This is a genomic window from Niallia laureatilytica (assembly GCF_046613985.1).
GTDB lineage: Bacteria > Bacillota > Bacilli > Bacillales > Cytobacillaceae > Niallia.
The window spans coordinates 78,721-101,421 of the sequence record NZ_JBKKHP010000003.1 but is presented as its reverse complement, the minus strand read 5'-3'; the positions used below and the strand labels follow the sequence as shown (position 1 = coordinate 101,421).

At 38.6% G+C, this 22,701-nt stretch carries 14 protein-coding genes and 3 riboswitches; of the genes, 5 read left to right on the top strand and 9 right to left on the bottom strand.

The genetic code is table 11. The annotated features are described in order from the left end of the window. Window positions 1-233 precede the first annotated feature (233 nt). Together ACLIJJ_RS10215 and ACLIJJ_RS10210 are read left to right on the top strand one after the other, a co-directional pair. Window positions 234-2,906 carry a DUF4084 domain-containing protein gene (locus ACLIJJ_RS10215; protein ID WP_251647649.1) on the top strand — a complete coding sequence of 891 codons (2,673 nt, stop codon included), beginning with the start codon at window positions 234-236 and terminating at the stop codon, window positions 2,904-2,906. 236 nt (window positions 2,907-3,142) lie between these two features. Beyond that, complete coding sequence (locus tag ACLIJJ_RS10210; RefSeq protein WP_411410840.1) at window positions 3,143-4,045, top strand: Gfo/Idh/MocA family protein; 903 nt, start codon at window positions 3,143-3,145, stop codon at window positions 4,043-4,045. 31 nt (window positions 4,046-4,076) lie between these two features. Here the strand turns inward: ACLIJJ_RS10210 and ACLIJJ_RS10205 are convergent, their stop codons facing one another. Beyond that, window positions 4,077-5,078 carry a DUF3231 family protein gene (locus tag ACLIJJ_RS10205; RefSeq protein ID WP_411410839.1) on the bottom strand — a complete coding sequence of 334 codons (1,002 nt, stop codon included), beginning with the start codon at window positions 5,076-5,078 and terminating at the stop codon, window positions 4,077-4,079. Window positions 5,079-5,304: 226 nt separating this feature from the next. Between ACLIJJ_RS10205 and acsA the strand changes: the two genes are divergently transcribed. Continuing rightward, window positions 5,305-7,014: an acetate--CoA ligase gene (gene acsA, locus ACLIJJ_RS10200; RefSeq protein ID WP_237942128.1), complete on the top strand. Its 1,710-nt coding sequence runs from the start codon at window positions 5,305-5,307 to the stop codon at window positions 7,012-7,014. Window positions 7,015-7,060: 46 nt separating this feature from the next. On the opposite strand, the gene ACLIJJ_RS10195 is transcribed toward acsA, so the two are convergent. From ACLIJJ_RS10195 to ACLIJJ_RS10175, 5 genes are all read right to left on the bottom strand, one after another. Further along, window positions 7,061-7,801 carry an amino acid ABC transporter ATP-binding protein gene (locus ACLIJJ_RS10195; RefSeq protein ID WP_233316073.1) on the bottom strand — a complete coding sequence of 247 codons (741 nt, stop codon included), beginning with the start codon at window positions 7,799-7,801 and terminating at the stop codon, window positions 7,061-7,063. Window positions 7,802-7,817: 16 nt separating this feature from the next. Further along, window positions 7,818-8,564, bottom strand: coding sequence for an amino acid ABC transporter permease (locus ACLIJJ_RS10190; protein WP_233316074.1), 747 nt, complete (start codon window positions 8,562-8,564; stop codon window positions 7,818-7,820). Between the two features lie 64 nt (window positions 8,565-8,628). After that, window positions 8,629-9,462 carry a transporter substrate-binding domain-containing protein gene (locus ACLIJJ_RS10185; RefSeq protein ID WP_233316075.1) on the bottom strand — a complete coding sequence of 278 codons (834 nt, stop codon included), beginning with the start codon at window positions 9,460-9,462 and terminating at the stop codon, window positions 8,629-8,631. 104 nt (window positions 9,463-9,566) lie between these two features. Continuing rightward, window positions 9,567-9,751, bottom strand: a riboswitch (Lysine riboswitch). A gap of 165 nt (window positions 9,752-9,916) precedes the next feature. After that, entirely contained in the window at window positions 9,917-15,283 is a 5,367-nt protein-coding gene (locus ACLIJJ_RS10180) for an OmpL47-type beta-barrel domain-containing protein (RefSeq protein WP_411410838.1), read from the bottom strand. Window positions 15,284-15,403: 120 nt separating this feature from the next. After that, window positions 15,404-15,503, bottom strand: a riboswitch (cyclic di-GMP riboswitch). Between the two features lie 162 nt (window positions 15,504-15,665). Then, a complete protein-coding gene (locus tag ACLIJJ_RS10175) occupies window positions 15,666-16,490 on the bottom strand; it encodes a methyl-accepting chemotaxis protein (protein WP_282581410.1) in 825 nt (274 codons plus the stop codon). Window positions 16,491-16,619: 129 nt separating this feature from the next. On the opposite strand from ACLIJJ_RS10175, the gene ACLIJJ_RS10170 reads away from it, so the two are divergent. Together ACLIJJ_RS10170 and ACLIJJ_RS10165 are read left to right on the top strand one after the other, a co-directional pair. Then, entirely contained in the window at window positions 16,620-17,378 is a 759-nt protein-coding gene (locus ACLIJJ_RS10170) for an SDR family NAD(P)-dependent oxidoreductase (RefSeq protein WP_411410837.1), read from the top strand. 151 nt (window positions 17,379-17,529) lie between these two features. Next, window positions 17,530-17,629: riboswitch (SAM riboswitch) on the top strand. Between the two features lie 140 nt (window positions 17,630-17,769). Beyond that, window positions 17,770-18,912 (top strand): 5-methyltetrahydropteroyltriglutamate--homocysteine S-methyltransferase, encoded by a 1,143-nt coding sequence (locus tag ACLIJJ_RS10165; RefSeq protein WP_411410836.1) that lies wholly within the window; start codon window positions 17,770-17,772, stop codon window positions 18,910-18,912. A gap of 55 nt (window positions 18,913-18,967) precedes the next feature. On the opposite strand, the gene ACLIJJ_RS10160 is transcribed toward ACLIJJ_RS10165, so the two are convergent. The 3 genes from ACLIJJ_RS10160 to ACLIJJ_RS10150 all read right to left on the bottom strand — a co-directional run bounded on the left by ACLIJJ_RS10160 (window position 18,968) and on the right by ACLIJJ_RS10150 (window position 22,548). Further along, complete coding sequence (locus ACLIJJ_RS10160; protein WP_233316080.1) at window positions 18,968-20,242, bottom strand: cation:dicarboxylate symporter family transporter; 1,275 nt, start codon at window positions 20,240-20,242, stop codon at window positions 18,968-18,970. 139 nt (window positions 20,243-20,381) lie between these two features. After that, entirely contained in the window at window positions 20,382-21,275 is an 894-nt protein-coding gene (locus ACLIJJ_RS10155) for a response regulator (RefSeq protein WP_233316163.1), read from the bottom strand. A 10-nt stretch (window positions 21,276-21,285) separates the two neighbouring features. Then, window positions 21,286-22,548, bottom strand: a complete 1,263-nt coding sequence (locus ACLIJJ_RS10150) for an ATP-binding protein (RefSeq protein ID WP_233316081.1) — start codon at window positions 22,546-22,548, stop codon at window positions 21,286-21,288. Between the last annotated feature and the right edge of the window lie 153 nt (window positions 22,549-22,701).

Below are 22,701 nucleotides of genomic sequence, written 5' to 3'. Positions count from 1 at the left end.
AGCAAGCTGTCGTTAAGACGCTTGCTCTTTTAATTTACAAAAGTTTCACATGAAACATTCCTCGCCGCTTTTCGACAGGCATTAGCATCCTTCTCCCCCTTGCACATCACAACACTTCCAATTATTACAATCACCTAAAATTTAGTATGCAACGCCAAGGAAATCTTATAAGATGAAGAAAGGAAAAGCTACTTATCAGTATTGCTTTCACAAGTTTATCAAGGAGTTACATTATGGAAAGACAAAATACAATTCCTTTATTAAGTTTTACTTTTACTCTGCTTATTACTGTTATCTATTATATCTGGTTGTATTTATTTCAGGAAAATCAATCTGTACTGACATGGGGAGCAAACATTCTCTGTGTGTTAGGCAGCTGTGCCGCATCCTTATGGCTTTTACATGCTGCCAAAAGAAGCGAACAGCCTGTAAAAACGTTTTGGTATTTGCTGTTCATCGGAAATATGAGCTATATGCTTTCAGAGGTTTCTTGGTTTTTCCAAGAAAACATTCTTAAGCAGGAAATTCCATTTCCAAGCTTTTTGGATGTTCTTTATTTTATACAGGTTCTTGCCTTCTTTGGCGCATTTTTATATCATCTATCACTAGTCAAAAGAAAATTGCAGGTTGCCCGGTTTTTATTTGATGTTGCTATTTTAATGACTGTTGCATTTACTTTCAGCTGGCATTTTATCATTAGCCCTATTATTAATTCAGCACAAATGTCACATTTTGCTTTAGCAATAACACTAGCATACCCGATCGGTGATTTAGCTGTTTTAGCTGGAGTCATTCTCGTACTGTTCGGTCCAAAGTCGTTTCTTTCCGGTCAGAGCATTTTTTTTATTTTGACAGGATTAATAATTTATATTTTGGCAGACAGCTGGTATTTCTATTTACAATATCATGATAGCTATCAATCTGGGGATTTTGTTGATCCATTATTCTTGTTAGGTACACTGCTTGTCGGATTTACTGGCAATTTATATAGAAATGCTCCGCAGAAAAAGATAGAAGTACGAAAAAGTAATTTCATGCAGCGGGATGTTCTTCGCACAGCCATGCCATATGTTAATGTCATCATCTTGTTTATTTTTATGATTACAAATTCAGAAGGCATGGACGCATTAACAATTGGGACAAGCGTTTCCATTCTGCTTGTTCTATTAAGACAAATCCTGATTATCACGGAAAACAGACGGCTTGTTAACAGCCTTTATGAACAAACAGAAAAGGCTGAATTAAATAAACAGCATTATCAATCTCTTTTTGATTACCATCCAGATGCTGCCTTTTCTATGGACTTAGATGGAAACTTTGTGAGCGTGAATAATGCTGGGACAAGAATGCTTGGAATGGCAAATGAAAATATTAAAGGCTTGGCTAGCACAACATTCTTAATGTCGAAGGAAGACGAAATTCTAAAACATTATGAAAAGGTGCGAAAAGGCATTCCTCAAGTTTATGAAGTTGCCATCAATAGCCAATATGGTCATGGTTATTACAGCATCACTAATATTCCCATTGTCGTAAAAAATAAGATTGTCGGTATCTTTGGCATCGGCAGAGATATTACTGCATTCAAAAAAAACGAGGCAAAAATTCAGTTTCTTGCTTTTCATGATCCATTGACAGGCTTGGCAAATAGAGCAAGATTTGAGTCCTATCTCCTTGAGGCAATCGAAAAAGCACAGGAAAGGAAGGAACAGCTTGCAGTCATATTTGTCGACTTAGATAAGTTCAAAAGCATCAATGATACTTTAGGGCATGATATTGGCGATAAACTCTTACTCTCTGTAGCAAGCAGAATTAAGAACAGTCTTCCCCTGGCAGATCTGGCAGCTAGACAAGGCGGCGATGAATTTACTATTGTCCTAAAAGAAACAACTAAAGAGAGTGCAGAGCAATACGTTAAGGAGCTGCTAAAATCATTAAAGCTCCCTCATGATATCAACGGCCACCAGCTCATAAGTACACCAAGCATTGGGGTCGCCCTCTACCCTGATCATGGCACGACTTCTGTTGAATTAATGAAAAAAGCAGACACAGCAATGTATCAAGTAAAAGAGAACGGCAAAGGCTGTTATTTATTTTATTCTGATGCAGCAAAAGCTTATACGAGAAAACTGTTATTAGAAAAGGATATGCCTTATGCTTTGGAGAACAAGGAGTTTTTCCTTCATTATCAACCATTAATGGATTTATCTGCAGGAAAAATTACTGGCACAGAGGCGCTCATCCGCTGGAAGCACCCACAGCTTGGTCTGTTGCTGCCAGGTGAATTTATCCCAATCGCTGAAGAGTCAGGCTTTATACACAAACTCGGTGCATGGGTGTTAATGGAGGCTTGCAAACAAGCAAAAAAATGGCATGATAAAGGCTACTATTTAAAAATGGGAGTTAACCTTTCTCCGAAACAATTTTATCAGGAAAATCTTTTGACCGATGTAGAACAAGCATTAGCTATCTCTAAATTAGATTCCTCCTTTTTAGATTTAGAGATCACAGAACAAACTGCTATTAATAATTTACAAGCAGTTCTACCTAAACTACATGCATTAAAAGCATTAGGTGTAACTATCTCTATTGATGATTTTGGGACAGGCTATTCCTCCCTTTCCTATCTAGCTGAGTTTCCAATTAATACAGTGAAAATTGCAAAAGAGTTCATAAATAAGCTCGAGGAAAATAAATCTAAGGAAACCATTATCTCTTCCATTGTTGATCTTGCACAAAACTTAAACTTAGATGTACTTGCAGAAGGTGTAGAAGAAGTAAATCAAGCATTGCTTCTGAAATCAATTAATTGCCATGCAATGCAAGGCTATCTTTTCGGAAGACCTTGTGGAAGCAGTGAAATGGAAGATTTGCTAAACAGGCAGCCTGATTTATCTATAAGTGACTGATTCACCAGAGGACTGGGAATTAAGTATGTAAAGCGAATGGCTGGAGCGCAATGAAACGAACTAATTTTAAAGCCATATTCTATTTAGTCACAAGCTTCATTTTTTAAATTTAGCTGTAATTTTATTATTCGTATTTCGATAGGCTATATTTTATTTTGTCTCAAGCCTTTTTTGTTATAGTTCTATTTGTTTTATACTTAAAAGCAAAGTAACTAATTACTTGGAGGACGATGAAGATGAGGGTTGGAGTAATTGGATTAGGTGATATTGCTAAGAAGGCTTATCTGCCTGTTCTGACAGAACGAGAAAATATAGAATTAGTACTCTGCACTAGGAATGAAGCTGTACTCCAAAAGCTTGCTGAAAAATATCGAATTCAGGATAGAGTGCAAACAGTTGAGGAGCTGCTATTAAAAAACATAGAAGCTGCTTTTATCTCCACAATAACAGAGGCTCATTTCCAAACAGCCGAACTATTGCTTCAGCACGGAATCCATCTGTATATAGACAAACCAGTGTCTTTACATCTGCATGAAACAGAGAGAATAGTCGAGCTTGCACATAAATATGGACTAATTGCCATGGTCGGCTTTAATCGCCGATTTATTCCTATGGTGGCAAGCTTAAAGGAAAAAGGCAAAGCTAATTTAATATTAATGCAAAAAAACCGCTTTGCATTGCCCGATATCCCAAGAAAAGTGGTGGTAGAAGACTTCATCCATGTTGTTGATACCTTGCGCTTTTTAATGGATGAAGAAGTCATTGCAGTTAATGTCGAGAGCTCTAAGACTGATGAAACCCTCAACCAGCTCATCGTTCAGCTTATCGGCAAAAACTGCATTGCCATCGGAATCATGAATCGAAATGGTGGAGTAACAGAGGAAATAATCGAGTATCATACTGGTCTTCACAAATATGTTGTTAGCAGTCTTGTTGAAACCGTTCATTATCATCATAAACAAATGAATGTGACGAAATTTGGCGATTGGGAGCCTACATTATTTAAACGGGGTTTTTACCAAATTACCGATCATTTTCTTGACTGTGTAGCAAATGAACAGATACCTGATCCGTCGATAGAGGATTCTCTTATAACACATCTTATTTGCGAGCAAATTGTTCAACGCATTAATAATTAAAAGCAGACAGCTGCCAGCTGTCTGCTTTTAATTATTTTGTTTTTATTTTACTTGTTTGCGGCGGCTCTTCCATCCAGCCATATTTAATCATAAGCTTTGCACCTTCATGGGCATATTCAAATACATCCTTCATGACAATTGAAAACTTGACAGGCAGGTCATTTCTTAAGCTAAAGGCAGTTCCAAGTGAATTCCCACCTAAGGAAAAACTGCAAAATAAGCTGATACAATACATCATAATTTTATCTGAAAAAGGCGCTACCGTAGATGTTGTCACATTCCCTCCTGAAAGCCCAGGAAGCTGGGTGTCATTCTTTAAGATAATATCTCCCAGGCTTGTGGCAATTTCCTTGGCAAGCTCCCCTCCTTTAGCAAAGTACTGACTAGTCTCTTTTTCCTTCGCGCACTGGGAAAAACCGTTGATTACCTGCATTCCAATCAAGTTTGTTTCAACTGCATGGTACATATGGGAAATTTCCACTGTATTTAACGATCTTTTTTCATTAAACAAATTGCTTCCACTTAAATAACTCTTTTCATTTACAAATTCGACCCCTTCTTCGACAGCTACATATGGGGCGCGCGGAAGCAGACCTTTTTCAAGCAAGTAAGATGTGCACCGGTCATAGTACTTTTGTGTTATTATCGTCATCTCTCTAAACAGCTGCATGATGTCACTCCGATAAGCCATCGTCAGATTGAGTGTATGCATGCCCATGCTGATTTCTTTTATGAGTCTGATAAACATAATGTCGAACCCATTATCGAACAGCTTTGGGGCTTCAGGGTTCACATCTTCACTGTTAAACCCTACCGGTACAGGCAGCTTTTCTTTTTCGTAAATTTTTCTTATTTTTTCACAATACGGTTTTGTTTCCTTATATAAATCAGTCATTATATCTTTTGCCTTTGGATCCTCTGCTTTATTAATGAGATATTCCAGCATACTGATAATCATTGTTTTTTGTTGATATGTCATCCAAAGTACGCCAATTTCTGATGACGTAATCGAAGGGTTATTTTGCAATTCCATTCCTCCATTATTTAGTTTCCGCCTGCTGTACTCATTCTTAATTACTATCATTGTTTGCTGTTGAGCTAAAAAAATACATAAACTAGTTAATTTGGCTATTGAATCATTTTGATACTTTTTTATAAAATAGTCATAATAAAGCGTTTTCATCATTAAAATTGTGTATATGGTTTTAAACAGCATTTCCGAGTAAGTCCAAGACTTGAGAGGAAGGATGATTTATCCTATGAAAATGGAAGCGTTTCCACCTGTTGAAGGCAATTATAATCTTGAAAACTATGATGTGATGTATGAACAATTTCAATGGCAACAAGCAGAAGAGCATTTTTCATGGCATACAACAGGAAAAGTCAACTTGGCTTATGAAGCGGTCGACCGACACGCAGAAGGTTCAAAAAAGGATAAACCAGCCCTTTGCTACCTCAGCAGCACACGAAATGAGACATACACATTTGGCGACTTAAAGCAGCTGACCAATAAGGCTGGCAATGTTTTAAGAGATAAAGCAAATGTAAAAAAGGGTGACCGTGTTTTCATCTTTATGCCCCGCTCACCAGAGCTTTATTTCGCCTTATTAGGAGCAATTAAAATCGGTGCAATTGTCGGCCCTTTATTTGAGGCATTCATGGAAGATGCAGTTAAAGACCGCCTTTATGACAGCTCTGCGAAAGTCCTCATCACAACCCCAGAGTTAATTGAAAGGGTGCCTGTCAAAGACCTTCCTGCCTTAGAAACGATTTTTCTCGTTGGAGAAAATTTGGAGGAGCAGAATAATTATCTTGATTACCAAAAGTATTTCCAGGAAGCATCAGATCAACTTGATATTGAGTGGGTGGACCGCGAGGATGGCTTAATACTTCACTACACTTCTGGTTCGACAGGTAAACCTAAAGGTATATTGCATGTCCATAATGCAATGATTCAGCACTATCAGACAGCAAAATGGGTGTTAGATTTACAGGAGGATGATATCTACTGGTGCACAGCTGACCCGGGCTGGGTAACAGGTACATCATATGGTATTTTTGGTCCTTGGCTAACTGGGACAACAAATATTGTGGTTGGCGGCCGCTTCAGTCCTGAGGGCTGGTATAAAACCATTGAAACTTTTGGTGTAACAGTTTGGTACAGTGCACCTACTTCCTTTCGCATGCTGATGGCTGCAGGTGAACCTAGCCATGATCTTTCCTCCTTAAGGCATGTCTTAAGCGTGGGAGAACCATTAAATCCAGAAGTAATCCGCTGGGGGGCAACAGCCTTCAAGCAAAGAATTCATGATACTTGGTGGATGACGGAAACTGGAGCACAGCTTATATGTAATTACCCATGCCTAGAAATAAAGCTAGGGTCAATGGGGAAGCCGCTTCCTGGCATAGAAGCAGCTATTCTTGATGATGAAGGCAACATCCTCCCTCCAAATCAGATGGGCAACTTGGCAATAAAAAAGGGATGGCCTTCCCTTATGCACACAGTTTGGAACAACCAGGAAAAGTACGACAGCTATTTCCCTGTCTCCGATTGGTATATCTCAGGCGACAGTGCTTACGTAGATGAAGATGGCTACTACTGGTTCCAAGGTCGTGTGGATGATGTCATCATGACTGCTGGAGAAAGGGTCGGGCCATTTGAAGTTGAAAGCAAGCTGATTGAATATCCTGCTGTCGCTGAAGCGGGTGTTATCGGTAAGCCTGACCCTATTAGAGGAGAAATCATTAAAGCCTTTGTTGCCCTTACCGATGGATATACAGAGTCAGATCAGCTAAAAGAGGAAATACGGCAGTTTGTAAAAACCGGTTTAGCAGCACATGCAGCACCAAGAGAGATTGAATTTTGCCAAAAGATTCCTAAAACAAGAAGCGGCAAAATAATGCGCCGCGTCTTGAAAGCTTGGGAGCTTGGTTTGCCTACTGGTGATTTATCAACATTGGATGATTAATAAAAAGCACCCCAATTGTCTGCAATTGGGGTGCGATTTTTGATTCTTAGGCTTCTTTTAATGTGCGCTTCAAGAATTCCTTTGTGCGCTCTTGAGTTGGGTTCAGGAAGATTTGCTCAGGAGTTCCCTGCTCTGCAATAACCCCTTTGTCCATAAATACGATACGGTCAGATACCTCTCTTGCAAACTCCATCTCATGTGTTACGATCAGCATTGTAAGTCCTGACTCAGCAAGCTCCTTCATTACTTTCAATACTTCTCCAACCATTTCTGGGTCAAGCGCTGAAGTAGGTTCATCAAAAAGCAGAACATCTGGCTCCATTGACAACGCTCTAGCAATAGCAACACGCTGTTTCTGTCCGCCTGACAGCTGTTTTGGTTTGGCATTTATATAGCGATCCATACCAACGACCTTCAAATACTTCATCGCTATCTTCTCTGCTTCCGCCTTTGAACGCTTCAACACCTTGATTTGACCTACCACACAATTGCTTAAAACATTATGGTTATTAAAGAGATTGAATTGCTGGAACACCATTCCTAATCTTCTTCGATAAGCAAATATATCATGTTTATCATCAAGGATATTCTCTCCATTAAAGATGATTTGACCACCGCTTGGCTTTTCTAAAATGTTGATACAGCGAAGAAGGGTCGATTTTCCGGAACCTGAAGAGCCAATAATGCTGACAACTTCTCCTTTGTTTACTGAGAAGTCAATGTCCTTTAACACTTCATGGCTGCCAAAGGCTTTGCTTAAATGCTGAATATCTATGACTTTTTCCATTGTCTCTCCTCCTTCTTTATTGCTTCATTCCTGGCTGTGCATCCAATTCCTCGCCAAGCATTTTGTAGTTATCTGGTCCTTCTAATTTTCTTTCGAAGTAAAGCAATATTCTCGTAACAATAAATGTCATCACAAAGTAGATGATACATGCTACAAAGAATGATTCAAAATATCTAAAGTTATTGCCTGCAACAGATTTTGTCATGAAAAACAGTTCGGAAACGGAAATAACGTTTAGTACAGACGTATCTTTAATATTAATGACGAACTGGTTACCTGTTGCCGGCAGGATGTTGCGGACTACTTGCGGCAAGACAACATTCATCATTGTTTGGAAATGATTCATGCCGACTGCTTGAGCTGCCTCAAACTGTCCCTTCTCAACAGACACGATTCCACCGCGGACGATTTCTGCCATATATGCTCCCGTATTAATGGATACAACAATTACCGCTGCAAACATTACATTCATATCGATGTTGAAAGCTAATGCAGAACCATAGTAAATGACCATTGCTTGTACAATCATAGGCGTTCCGCGGAAAATCTCAATATATATAGAAAGTATGATATTAATAACTTTTAGAATAAATTTTTTAAAGCCGCGCTCCGGCACAGGTATTGTGCGGACAATTCCAGCGACTAAACCGATAACTGCCCCAATAATTGTACCTATTAATGCGATGTAAAGCGTCATGCCTGCACCGCGAAGAAACATTGGCCAGTTTTCGGAAATAATTTTTACTATCCATTCAAAACTCATCGTTTTCCTCCATTATTCATCATAAAACCGACTGCACAAAAAGACAGCCGGTCTTATGTTATCATTATTTTGCTGCAGGTTGGTTTACAATTGCATCATCCATGATTTTCGTACGGTCTTCTTCTGAGATGCCTTTTAATATTTCATTGATTTTATCTTTAAGATCACTGTCTTTTTTAAGCCCTACAGCAATGGCTGTATCATCTTCTGATGTTTCAAAGCCATCTTTAAATTCAACCATTGCAAAGTTATCATTTGCATTGGAAGCACTAACTGCCTCTGGACGCTCTGATACATATCCATCAATTACACCTGACTCAAGAGCAACACGCATTGACGGGAAGTTATCCATTGCCGTCTGTTTAGAAACACCTTTAATTTGGTCAATAACAGAGTAATGGAAAGTATTCAGCTGTGCTGTCACTTTGGCGCCTTTAAAGTCTTGGATAGATGTTGCGCCATCATATTTACCACCTTTTTTAACAACCATCACCAAGTTGGACTTGTAATAGTTATCTGTAAAGTCAATTGTTTGTTTACGCTCTTCGGTAGGAGACATACCTGCAATAATTGCATCAATTTTACCTGAAGTAAGTGCTGGAACAAGTCCATCCCACTCCGTTTTGACAATTACTAGTTTTTTGCCTAAACCATCAGCGATTTTTTTCGCAACTTCTACATCATAGCCGCCCGCATATTCTGAAGTGCCGTCTATTTTGACTGCTCCGTTGGAATCATCGTTTTGTGTCCAGTTGAATGGTGCATAGCCTGCTTCTAGTCCTACTTTAAATGTATCTGCATCATCCCCGGATCCGGACCCATTGCTTGTCCCGCACCCAGCTAAGAGAATAATAGCTGAAAGCAACAATAAAAATAAAAATGGTGCTTTTTTCTTCATTTGTTTTCCCTCCACATGGTCTGTTAGGCGCCTAAACAAAAAGCGACCTGAGATACACTCAGGTCGCAATATTATAGTTGCCCTAAAGTCCTCTCTTTGTTTCCAATTGAGATAGCACAACTCAATAAACTGGGAGTTTATTGAGACAGTCCTGCAGCTATTAACTGCAGACCCAGCAAGCAATACCTGAGATCTATTGCTCACTTCGGCGATATTTCCTTCTCTTTAGCATCATTGCATTCTCAAGCTCCGCTTAAAGACTGTTAAATATCGCGCCTCTACCTCACTGAAAAAAAGTGAGGTCTAATTCATTCAGTTATATCTTTTAGGCTACATGATGCTGCTAAATCTGTCAACCTCGTTTTCCCGTGAATATATTGGAAATTCTGTGACAGAACGCGTTTTCTGCCTTTTTTACTATATCCATTTCTGTTTGATTTATACATCTAAAGACCTACTTTATACACCAGAGCCAATCGAAGAAACAACCGAAAAGACAATTGCCCTTATAGCTGCAATCTTTCGCTTCTGCTGTTGTCTGGCCAACTACATAAATCTTATTATTTAGATAGCCGCTAAGCACAAGTTCTACATCCCCTGATTCCCAGTCAAAATCCTCTCGATCAAATTTGAACTGGCCTTTTTCTGCCTGCAATATTAGGCCTTTGCTGTCTAATTTAGGAGCAATTCCATTCAGTCTAATCGATGATACATCAAACTTTAAGGATTGATATTTTTTCGGCAAAGTTGCCTTCACCGTAAAGGTACCTTTATTCCCTTTAATCACTTTTGGCAACACTTCAAGTGATATAGGGACATAAACTTTAATTGTCTCTTCCTTTACAGTTGTCAGCCCAGCACCGTTTGTCAAACTTACACTTATCTTATATTCGCCAGGCTCGTTAAGTTGAACGGCATCACCTTTTTTATACGTTTTCCCATTAATAACAGCAATTTCAGTCGTTATTCCTGATAGATCATCACTGGCATCATAATCCAGTACAAATTTTGTGCCAAGTTCATAAAGAGATTGTTTATGGATTGTAAGGTCTGGTGCTGACTTGTCTATCTTGACTTCTGCTGTTTGCACTTCTTCATTATTGCCAGCAGCATCGACAGAGTAATAGGAGATTTCATTTGTTCCTTCTTTCTCCACTGTAAAGGCTGTTCCCTCCGCATACTCTGAGCCGTTGATAGAGTAGTATGTTCTTACAACTCCACTCATTTCATCTTTTGCAGTTAATGTGACTGCTACCTCTTTATTTGCCCAACCATCTTTAATATTGGCTTCAGTGGCTGGAGCTGACTTGTCTATCTTTACTTGTGCTGTTTTTACTTCCTCTTTATTGCCTGCAGCGTCGACAGAATAATAGGAGATTTCATTTGTTCCTTCTTTCTCCACTGTAAAGTCTGTTCCCTCCGCATACTCTGAGCCGCTGATAGAGTAGTATGTTTTTACAACTCCACTCATCTCATCTTTTGCAGTTAATGTGACTGCCACCTCTTTATTTGCCCAACCATCTTTAATATTGGCTTCAGTAGCTGGTGCTGACTTGTCTATCTTTACTTGTGCTGTTTTTACTTCCTCTTTATTACCTGCAGTGTCGACAGAATAATAGGAGATTTCATTTGTTCCTTCTTTCTCCACTGTAAAGTCTGTTCCCTCCGCATACTCTGAGCCGTTGATAGAGTAGTATGTTTTTACAACTCCACTCATCTCATCTTTTGCAGTTAATGTGACTGCCACCTCTTTATTTGCCCAACCGTCTTTTATATTGGCTTCAGTAGCTGGTGCTGACTTATCTATTTTTACTTGTGCTGTTTTTACTTCTTCTTTATTGCCTGCAACGTCGACAGAATAATAGGAGATTTCATTTGTTCCTTCTTTCTCTACCGAAAAGCTTGTTCCCTCAACATAATCAGAGCCATTGATTGAATAGTATGTTTTATCAACACCGCTCAATGAGTCTGAGCTTGTCAGCTGCACATCTACTATTTGTGCATATGCAGGCATTTCACTAATTGTAGTTACAGGTGCCGTCTTATCCAGTTTAATATAGACAGTTTTCACTTCTTCCATATTTCCTGCTTTATCCAATGAATTAAAGCTAAGCTTATTAACGCCTTCTTGGTCGATATAGACTGATGTACCTGCCTGAATAATGCCCTCATTTAAGGAGTAATAAGTATTCGCTACTCCAGTTTCATCATCTTCAGCTTCTAAAAGGACAGAAAAATTTTCATTAATCCAATGAGCAGGTGCATTGCTCTTTGTCTCAGGTGCCTGTGTATCTACAATAAGCTTTGCGATAACCGTCTCTGAAGGTTTAGACTCTCCAAAGGAATTGCTATATGAAGTGACATAATATTCATGATTAGCAAGAGTCAGGTTTTTCAGTTCGTACGATAAATTATTCAAGTTCTCAACAAGCAAAACTGGCTTGCCGTTTATAATTTCGTAAATATTATAGCCATTAGCATATGTGACAAAGTCCCAAGTAATTCTCGCACTTGTCTCACTCAGCAATGTTAGTGATGCCTTTGGTGCTTCCATTACTGGATAGACAATTGTCTGAACGAACGATTCAGACGGTAAAGACTCACCGAAACGATTGCTGTATGCTGTCACTTCAAAAGTGTGCGTATCTTCTGAGAGATTATAAACTTTATACGTAAGCGCCGTTCCGCTGTATAAAAGCTTTCTTTCCCCCTCTATCACTTCATATACTTTATAGCTATTAGCCCAATCCGCTGCTTTCCATGAGAGAGTGATATTGTTTGCATTAAAGACACTGCCGCTGACCACTGGTACTTGCACAGTCGGCCATGTTAAATTGAACGTAAGCGTACTCTCCTCTGGTGAATCTCCAAAACGGTCGCTGTACGATTGCACAATAAATGTATAGTCATCTTCAGCCATATCTTTATATGTTACTGATGTTCCTGTAACTGTGCTTTGCAACACTTTCTCACCATCAATAACTTGGTAGATTTTATAATTTTTTGCATAGGCAGATGCATTCCATTTCAGAACAATGTCATTGCCGTTTGCGATTGTTTTCGTTAAATTTTCTGGAGCCTGCATAATCGGCCACACTACATTAAATGTAAGTGTGCTTCCTTCTGGTGATTCCCCGAAGCGGTCACTGTATGAATATACAACATACTCATAATCGCCCTCTGGCATGTCTGTGAAGGACGCAGATGTACCTGTTGTCTTTTTGACTAAGGTTTTCTCCCCTTCAGCTATTTGGTATATCCGGTATTCTTTTGCAGAAGTAACACTATTCCATCTTAAAGTAATATCATTTCCATTGCTGATCGTTTTTGTTAGATTCCCTGGTGCCTGCATAATCGGCCAAGTTAGGTTAAATTCCGCTGTACTTCCTTCTGCTGACTCTCCAAAACGATCGCTGAAGGAATGAATAATATATAGATACTCCCCTTCAGGCATATTGGAAAATACAGCACTTGTGCCTGTTACTGTGCGTACAAGTTCTTTCTCGCCATCTTTGTATTGATAAATATTATAGCCCTTTGCATAAGTAACAGCATTCCACTTCAATGTAATATCATTTCCGTTAGTAACAGTTTTCGTCACGTTTTGGGGCTGTGCCATTTCTGGATAGTTGAGTGTATCCTTTGCTTCTCCGCCAACAGGTGACTCTCCAAACAGGTTGGAGTAGGCTTTTATAACATAATGGAAATCCCCTTCTGATACATTAGTGAGGGTTACACTTGTGCCTGTTACTGTGCGTTCTAACGTCTCTTCTCCGTCCAATAATTTATAAATCTTATATCCATTTGCATATTGAACCGATTTCCATTTCAGAGTAAGATCATTTCCATTTGCAATAGTATAAGTGACATCCTCAGGAGCTGCGAGTACCTGTCCGCTAAGCGTCACCTCAAGTACTTTTCCTTCTTCTGATTCACCAAAACGAGATGAATAGGAATAAACTTCATACTTATATGTTCCTGGCTGAATATTAGAATAGGTTACACTTGTTCCGTTCACATTGCTCTTCAATACTTTCTCGCCATTTATGAGCTGATAGACTCGATAGCTAGAGGCATATTCTGCTTGATTCCAGCTGAGTGTGAAGGCAGAAGGATTTAATATTGTCTGCGCTAATTCTGATGGTGGCGCAAGCTTCGGATAAATAACCGGAATGCTGAGCACTGCTGCTTTTTCTGACTCACCAAAGCGGCTGTTGTAAGCATATACCTCAAACGAATTGTCTCCTTCAGGCAAATTCGTAATTGTTGCTGTTGTGTTGGAAACCGTTGCTTTTAATGTTCTCTTCCCATCAATGACCTGATAGACTTTATAGCTGGCTGCATTTTCAACCTGCTTCCAAGTCAGCACAGCGTCATTTCCATTTTTCAGTTCATAAGAAAGCTCCTCAGGTGCCGCAAGCTTCACTTCATCTAGCTGTATCGACACTAATGTTCCGTTTTCTGATTCACCAAATCTTGTACTGTTTGTATGGACCTCAAACTGATAGCTTCCCGCTGCTAGATTCGTATAGGTAACAGTTGTTCCTGTCACAGTGCTTTTTACTATTTTTTCTCCGTCTATGATTTGATAAATTTTATAATTAGTTGCATTCTCTGCTGCAGACCAATTTAAAACAATATCGTTCCCATTTTGGACTTTATAAGTTAGTCCTTCCGGAGGATTCACCGCTACTGTTTCTATGCTGAATGATAGTTTTGAGGCTGTTTCAGACTCACCAAATCTATCACTGTATGAATATATTTCGTATTCGTGACTGCCACCGGCAAGCTTTGATAATGTTGCTGTTGTGCCCTTTACCGTTGTCTTTAATATTTTTTCACCATCTACTATTTCATAGATTTTATAAGCATTAGCATATGGAACTGTATTCCAGCTAAAGACAACATCATTTGTATTTTGTATTTTATAGGCAGCATTTTCGGGACCTGTCATAACGATAGAACTCACTTCTACCTCTGCTTGACTGCCCTCAATCGATTCCCCAAATCGGTCACTGAATGCAAAAACTTTATAAATATAATTTCCCGCTGGCAAATTTGTAAAAGAAGCACTTGTACCAGCAACAGTCTTCAGCAGTTCAAGCTGACCGTCCTTTACTTCATAAATTTTATAACTTGTTGCATAATCTGATGCTTGCCATTTTAGGTTAACATCTGTTCCATTTGTGATAGTAAATGTCAGATTTTCTGGTTCCTTTAACACAGGATGAACCAACTCAACACTCACCGGCTCACTTTCTGGAGATTCTCCATAAAGGGAATTATAAGCTGACACAGAGTAAGAGTATGCTCCTTCTTCTGCCTTTTCAATTGTATATGACCTTGCTGTCGTTGATGTCAGCAAAGATTTCTGTCCAGATTTTGTTATATAAATATTATACTTTTCTGCATAAGTTGCTGCTTGCCAAGAAAGCACAATATCATTCCCATTTTTCACTGTTGACACAATGTTTGTCGGAGTCTGCATATCTGGATATATTATTTCTGTACTCACTGGTGCAGAAGGCCCTGACTCGCCATCATTCGTTACTGTGGCAACAACGTACCTGTATGCTCCCTCAGGAAGATCGTTTACGCTGTAATTTACTGATGAAGTCGTGCCAAGCATTGTTAACTGACCGTCTTTAATTTCATAAACTTTATATCCAGTTGCACCGTATACTGCACTCCATGTCAATTTCCCATCATCTGGTGAAGATGATTGATAAGCAAGATTGCTCGGAGGCAAGATGGTTTCATTTGCGGCTGCCTTTATTGCTCCAACTGGAAAAGCCAACTGGTATACAAGGAGCGTTAACAATAAAAAAGACTTTAAAAATATAGATTTTCCCCTCATCCGATATTCCTACCCTTCTTGTAAAAAAGGACAATAAAAAAAGACCCGCAGAAGGTCCATAGAAAAATGCCAACTATGACTTCTTGTGGTAACCGGCTGCCATCATATCACTTTTGAACAAATGATATGTATTAGGCCCATAGCTTTGCGTCTCACAGTTTCCCATGATTTGCCCTTTTCACTTTTAATTTTTTATTACTAAAATGTTAAAAAAGTTTGTTAACCAGTACTTTTTTACCACCTCTTCACCTAAATAGTATAATAGGACTATTAAATAATACAAGAAAATTTTTCAGCAGATTAAAAGAAATAAAAAGCCTGGAACTATAAAGTCCCAAGCCAGCGGTTATTGCATAATAAATTCTTCCATATATTTCTTCAGTTTATTAGATGTAGCCGTCAAATTCTCGATTTCTGACATAAATTCTGTAACAAGAGCTGCTTCCTCATGAGAGGATTTCGCTATATCAGTAAAGTCATCCTGCATTTGTTCAATTGATTCTTTGATCTTGTTTAATGTCTCTTCAATGTTGACAGTTGCATTTTTTGAATCGATAGCAAGACGTCTCACTTCTGTTGCTACAACACCAAACCCTGCACCAGCGCTGCCTACTCTTGCAGCCTCAATTGCTGCATTAAGTCCAAGTAGATTTGTCTGTTCACTGATTCCTTTAATCATTCCAGTAACACCAGTAATTTGTGTGGACTGCTCTACTGTTTCCTTTGTATTCTCGGAGATTTGTTCAGCTGTTGCTGATAATTCTTCTGAATGAGCAGCAATCTGCTGAACTTTCCCTAATAAGGAATCAGCAATAGTATCCATGTCCGTGACTATTTGCTTAAACATTTCTTGCTTCTTCGTGCTGATTGCGGCATTTACCGCTGCGACAACTGTACCATTATCATCTTTAATTGGAAAAGAAATGCTGTCAAAAGGAATACCAAACTCAGCTTCTGGTACTTTCACTATTGTAGTACCTGACTTGTTCACCATTGCATAATTTAAATATGACGGTGGCAAGGAATCCCCTGGTTTGTGATGAAAGTTTAAATCAGAACTCGGAGAGTAGTATAAGTATTTTTCATGATCAAAAACAGTAATCATTACTTCTTCTTTCATAATAATTTTCCAGTATGGTATAGAAGCTATAAATGCCTGTACGTTATCCAATTATATAAAACCCCTTTATTTAAACAAATTCTATGTATTATATCGGTAAATTTACCCAATAATAAAGCAGATTTGTTTATTTATAAAAAGTTTTTATGCATAATTAACTATGAAAGGGGATTTTTACATATGACAAATTACACAGATAAAGCAGTAATAATTACAGGCGGAGGCAGCGGCATCGGCCGTGAAACAGCACTTCTACTTGCTGCAAAAGGAGCTCGTATCGCCGTAGTCGACATCTCAGAGCAAGGCGGTAACGAGACTGTAGACCTTGTTAAAAATTTAGGTGCAGAAGCAATCTTCATTAAAGCAAATGTTGGAGCACGTGAGGATGTAAAAAACTATGTTGATAAAACAGTAGAGGCATTCGGCACAATTGATATGTTCTTTAACAATGCTGGAATTGAAGGAACTGTTACACCTTTAGCAGATTATCCAGAGGATATGTTTGAGCGAGTTGTGGACATAAACTTAAAAGGTGCTTTTTACGGCATGAAATACGTTCTGCAAGTCATGCTTAAAAATGGCGGCGGTTCTATCGTTAATACTGCATCAAATGCAGGCCTAGTTGGCTCTCCAGGTGTTAGTCCATATGCAGCAACTAAGCATGGCGTTATCGGATTAACTAAAACAGCAACTGGCGAATATGCAGCACAAGGCATTCGTGTCAACGCAATTGCTCCTGGTCCAACAGCAACTGGCATGATGGAGCGCTTTACACAAGGATCTGAGGAAGCAAAAGCAGCTGTTGAATCCGGAATTCCTGCTGGAAGATACGGAACTGCTAAGGAAGTTGCTTCCCTAGTTGTATTCTTGCTAGGCGATGAGGCAAACATTATCAATGGGGCTGTTTATCCAATCGACGGCGGTTTAACTGCACTATAATGAATGAAAGGAAGGGTAGCTCCTTCCTTTTTTGGTGTGTAAAATATTTTTAAATTTATTCTGAAAATTCAGTTGACAAATACCCCTTTTCCATTTAAATTAATATACAAGATTAGCAAACAGTTAATCTATTTAAAGTGAATAGCAAAAAATCTTATCTAGAGAGGTGGAGGGACTGGCCCTTTGAAGCCTCAGCAACAGGTTACTTTAACACTGTGCTAATTCCAGAAAGCAATGCTTGAAGATAAGGAGAGACATGAGTTCATTCAAACCCTCTTCTTATGATAAGAAGAGGGTTTTTTACTAGCTAATTTTTATTATGCAGTTTCCTTATCTGATAGAGTTCAACCGTTATAAAAAATACGAATCATAAAAGAAAGAGGGTAATTATATGTCAAATAAAACAATCCCATTCCGTGCAGATCATGTTGGTAGCTTACTTCGTCCGGAAACACTTCTTCAAGCAAGAGCAGATTTCCAGGATGGCAAAATTACAGCTGAAGCATTGTATGAAATTGAAACAAACGAAATTAAACGAATTGTTGATAAGCAAATTGAAGCTGGACTAGACGTTGTTACAGATGGTGAATTCCGACGCAGGTTCTGGCATACAGACTTCCTAGAGCAGCTTAATGGAGTTGAAGGCTTTATTCCTGATAAAGGATATCCTTTCAGCAGAGGGGAAACGGAGCGTTATACTATTCGTAACAAAGGGAAAATCTCCTTCAATCCAGATCATACTCAAATTAAGGATTTCGTTCTTTTCAATGAGATTGTTGGCGGACGTGCGGTGGCAAAACAAACTATTCCTAGTCCGAACCAGCTTTTTAACATTGGTATCCGCGATCAGGAAACTTATCCTACTATTGAGGAATTTGCAAAGGATGTTATTCAGACATATAAAGATGCCATTCAAGCCTTCTATAATGCAGGTGTCCGCTATCTTCAGCTTGATGATGTCTACATAGCAGGACTTTCTTCCCCAGATATTCCTTTCAATGATGGTGAATATTCACGGGAAACGCTTATTGAACTTGCTCTTCATGTTATCAATGAGGTATTAGAAGGAAAACCTGAGGATTTAGCTGTAACTACTCATTTATGCCGCGGAAACTATCGCTCTGACCATGCTTTTGCGGGCAGCTATGATATTATTGCCCCAACCTTGCTTGCTAAGGAAAAGGTTGACGGCTTCTTCTTGGAGTATGATGATGAGCGTTCTGGAACATTCCAGCCTTTAAGCCATATCCCTAAAGAAGGCCCGAAAGTCGTGCTAGGGCTTGTTACTTCAAAAACAGGAGAGCTAGAGGACAAAGAGGCCATTAAAGCCCGCATTAAAGAAGCATCGCAATATATCCCGCATGATCAGCTGTGCTTAAGCCCGCAATGTGGATTTGCATCAACTCATCACGGTAATGAGCTGACAGAAGAACAGCAATGGGAAAAGCTGAAGTTTATCGCTCAAATCGCTAAGGAAGTTTGGGAAGATAAAGAAGAGAATTTAACTGCTGCTGCAAATACAGACAGAGCATAAAAATATATATAATAAAAAAACAGGTCTCTGTTTTAGAGACCTGTTTTTATCTAACTTATGCTGTTTTTTTGAAAGTAGCATAATACTTATCTTTTTGTTTTGAATCAAAACGACCTTCCCATTTGGACATGACAACCGCTGCTAAAGAGTTACCTACTACGTTTACAACAGTGCGGGCCATATCAAGAAGTCTGTCAATACCTGCAATAAATGCTAAACCTTCTAATGGAATGCCGACAGTCCCTAACGTTGCCAGCAAGACAACAAAGGAAACGCCTGGTACACCAGCAATACCTTTTGATGTGACCATCAAAACGAGCACTAATGTAATTTGCTCTGTTATGCTCAATTCAATCCCGTACATTTGGGCAATGAACAAGGCAGCCAATGCTTGGTATAAAGTAGATCCATCCAGATTAAAGGAATAGCCTGTCGGTACTACAAATGATACAATATCTTTTGGACATCCGAATTTTTCCATCTTCTCAATAACCTTTGGCAAAACACTTTCTGAGCTTGATGTTGAATAAGCCAGAAGCATTTCATCCTTTAATACTTTCATAAGATGGAAAATGTTAATACCAACTAATTTTGCGATTCCGCCCAGTACAACGATGATGAAGAATATCATTGTCGCATATACTAAAATCATTAATTTTCCAAGCGGGAGCAGTGATTCAACACCGAACTTGGATACAGTAACACCAATTAATGCAAATACTCCAAATGGAGCAAATTTCATGATAAAGTTTGTTACCCAGAACATCGCATCTGCTACACCTTCGAAGAAGGCAAGCACAGGTTTACCTTTATCTCCGATTGCAGCAACACCTAAGCCGAATACAACGGAGAAGAAAATAACCGCAAGCATATCAGCTTCTGCCATCGCTTGGAAAATATTACTTGGAACAATGCTGACAAGGATATCCAGCATACCATGGCTTTGCACTTCCTCCGTCGTCTCCACATACTGGTCGATATTTCCTTTTGAAAGGGAAGACATATCAATACCATTACCTGGTTGGAAGATATTTGCAGCAAGCAAACCTACGATAATAGCAATTGTTGTAACAACCTCAAAGTAAATTAAGGATTTTCCGCCAAGCTTACCTAGTTTTTTGAGATCACCAGTGCCGGCAACTCCTATTACTAATGTAGAGATAATGATAGGTACAACAATCATTTTGATCATGTTAAGGAAGACAGTTCCGATTGGCTGTAAATATTTCTCTACACCAGGATTTCCGTAAAAAACTGCCCCAACAATGATCCCCAGCACCAGACCAACAAGAATCTGGTAGGCTAAAGTAAATTTAAACTTTTTCTTCATTAATTTTCACCTCTTTTGTGTTAACCTTAACGAAAACAGTCAGGATACTACACATTATAAAGGCTACTTATAAAATCCGACAAAATCCTAAATTAATCGTAAATTTAATCTATCTAAATTTTTAAAATTATTAAATATTCTAGTGAGTTTTATTATATTTTTCCAAAGTTTCTAAGTACAGCACTTGAAGGAATTTCTTTATGTTAACCTTCACTTTTGCTGAATCGCCTTTTCCTTCTTGAATATGAATCATATGATTTCGTATTTCCTGAAAATCAAAATAGCGGGGAGCATAATACTCAAACTCTGGATTCGTATAATCAATGGCGCCAAGTGATGCCAAATTATTAATAGCCGTTAAAATGGTTCTGCGGATACGCTGCTCAATCGCCTTTGTTTCTTTCTTAACCTCAATGCCGGCTGCATTTCTTGCAGCAATCTTTTCATATAATTCCTTTAAAGGCGGCAGCTGCGGTGAATGTCCTCTTTCATTTACCAAATATTCAATGATAGAAACGATATCATCACTGCCTGCTTCTCCAATAATGCCCATATAGTTCAAAATAGATAAAACGATTTGGTTAACGCTTTGCGGCTTTTGCAAGGATGTGTTCGCAAGGCCAATATTCGCTAAAGACTCCTGTATTGTTAGCAGAGATTCCTTTAGCTTGCACTGCTCAACTAATTTCTTCAATATACTTTGCACTTCAATTTTGTTGATTGGCTTATGTATGAAAAATTCTACTCCCTTTTTGTATGCCTCACCAACCATTTCTTTGTTTACAACTTGGGATATCATGACAAACTGTCCTTCAAAACCTTCTCTTTTAAGTTGATCTATTGTTTCTATTCCGTCCATTTCCGGCATCAGCAAGTCTATTAAAACAACATCTGGATGCATGGTCATAATAGCAGTCAAGCATTCCTTTCCATTATCAGCCTCACCGATTGCCACACCGAGATCTTCCTCTTCAATAATATTCTTTAGCATGGTTCTGCTCGCCTTGTCATCGTCAACAATATAATAACGCAGAAATATCAGCTCACTTTCTTAAACATTGCGTTGGAATAGAAACCCGAAAAACCGCGCCATTTTCCGGTGCTTCTACTTGTATTTGTCCATTCAGTTTTTGGACTATTTCTTTAACATGGGATAAACCGATTCCTGTAGCAGCTACTCCCTTTTCATTGAATTTTGTTGTATAACCTGGTTCAAAAAGAATAGGGATATCCTCTTTTTTTATGCCTATTCCTGTATCCTCAATAACGAAGCAGGTTTGTCCTTCTGCTTCATATAAGTGAATTTTAATAACACCTTTGCCTTCAATTGATTCAACGGCATTTGCTGCAAGATTATTTAAAAGCGCAAGCAAAGGGATATGCTTATCTGTTTCATAGTCTGAAGACAGCTTAAGCTGAAAGCTTATTGCTTTCTTTAAAAATTCCCCGTATTTTTCATTTGCCAAAATAACTAGCCGCAATAACTCGGAAAGGGTAAGACTCGTTTCCTTTTTCTGAGAAGTAACTTTCGAGATTCCTGCCAATACTCGCTGGGAGTCTTTTTTGACCTCATGGATTTCCTGGGCAATTTTCAATGCTTGAATACTTAATGACAGCTCTTCCTTCTTCTTTAATTTCTGGTAAAGTTCATAGCTTGATGCAGTTATCTTTTCAATATGATTCATTGATTTCTGCAAGTATAATGCTTCTGCATATAACTCTGAACCGACACCCAGCATTTCCTCTACTCGCTTTTTTTGTTCAGAAACAGTGATGGACGCAATTAACCCCGCAACAAAATAACTTCTGAATAAAGCTACTCCACTCATGAGTGCCCAGCTCCAAAAATCGACATTGATATTTGTTTCCATCTCATGACGAAGAAGCTGTTCAGCGCCATTACCTAGAAATTCAAAAAGAAAGGCCCATGCCCCCAAATGGAAGGGCATTGTTTTATATCTTTCCACTTTTATAAGATGAAAGCCAAAAGCATAGGTGAAATAAAAAAGAAAAGCAGGAATATGGCTAATTATGCTGTGGAAAAATAGCTCATCTCGAAAAACAACATCTTCCAATGTCCTAATAATTACAACTGTTAATCCTGTAATTGCCCCCGCCTTCAAAATGTTTTTAGGCAACCATATTAAAATAAGCATAAAAAAAGTAATACTGCCTAAACCGAAACGAAATGCTTCTCCTTGGAAAGGGACAACTTTTACTTCACTTGCTATTGTAGTAAAAATCGCGATAAGTGCCACTACTGCCCAATTAGATGGGGGTTTGCTGAAAAGTTTAGTTCCAAACATGGATATCTCCTAAAATATATCTAATTTATCTTTGAAAATGTTAATTATAGCATTCTCCAATATCTTTGCTGTTATTGCTATTATGGAATTTTTTTACGTCTCTGATTATGAAGGAGACATCCGTGTAACACTAAGAATATGAACCATAAGGAA

What these genes read in the sequence shown, in the direction of transcription:
- ACLIJJ_RS10190 (WP_233316074.1), bottom strand. Translation starts at nt 8,564, where the DNA reads ATGAGTTTTGAATGGATAGTAAAAATTATTTCCGAAAACTGGCCAATG.
- ACLIJJ_RS10170 (WP_411410837.1), top strand. Translation starts at nt 16,620, where the DNA reads ATGACAAATTACACAGATAAAGCAGTAATAATTACAGGCGGAGGCAGC.
- acsA (WP_237942128.1), top strand. Translation starts at nt 5,305, where the DNA reads ATGAAAATGGAAGCGTTTCCACCTGTTGAAGGCAATTATAATCTTGAA.
- ACLIJJ_RS10215 (WP_251647649.1), top strand. Translation starts at nt 234, where the DNA reads ATGGAAAGACAAAATACAATTCCTTTATTAAGTTTTACTTTTACTCTG.
- ACLIJJ_RS10195 (WP_233316073.1), bottom strand. Translation starts at nt 7,801, where the DNA reads ATGGAAAAAGTCATAGATATTCAGCATTTAAGCAAAGCCTTTGGCAGC.
- ACLIJJ_RS10165 (WP_411410836.1), top strand. Translation starts at nt 17,770, where the DNA reads ATGTCAAATAAAACAATCCCATTCCGTGCAGATCATGTTGGTAGCTTA.
- ACLIJJ_RS10210 (WP_411410840.1), top strand. Translation starts at nt 3,143, where the DNA reads ATGAGGGTTGGAGTAATTGGATTAGGTGATATTGCTAAGAAGGCTTAT.
- ACLIJJ_RS10150 (WP_233316081.1), bottom strand. Translation starts at nt 22,548, where the DNA reads ATGTTTGGAACTAAACTTTTCAGCAAACCCCCATCTAATTGGGCAGTA.
- ACLIJJ_RS10160 (WP_233316080.1), bottom strand. Translation starts at nt 20,242, where the DNA reads ATGAAGAAAAAGTTTAAATTTACTTTAGCCTACCAGATTCTTGTTGGT.
- ACLIJJ_RS10205 (WP_411410839.1), bottom strand. Translation starts at nt 5,078, where the DNA reads ATGGAATTGCAAAATAACCCTTCGATTACGTCATCAGAAATTGGCGTA.
- ACLIJJ_RS10185 (WP_233316075.1), bottom strand. Translation starts at nt 9,462, where the DNA reads ATGAAGAAAAAAGCACCATTTTTATTTTTATTGTTGCTTTCAGCTATT.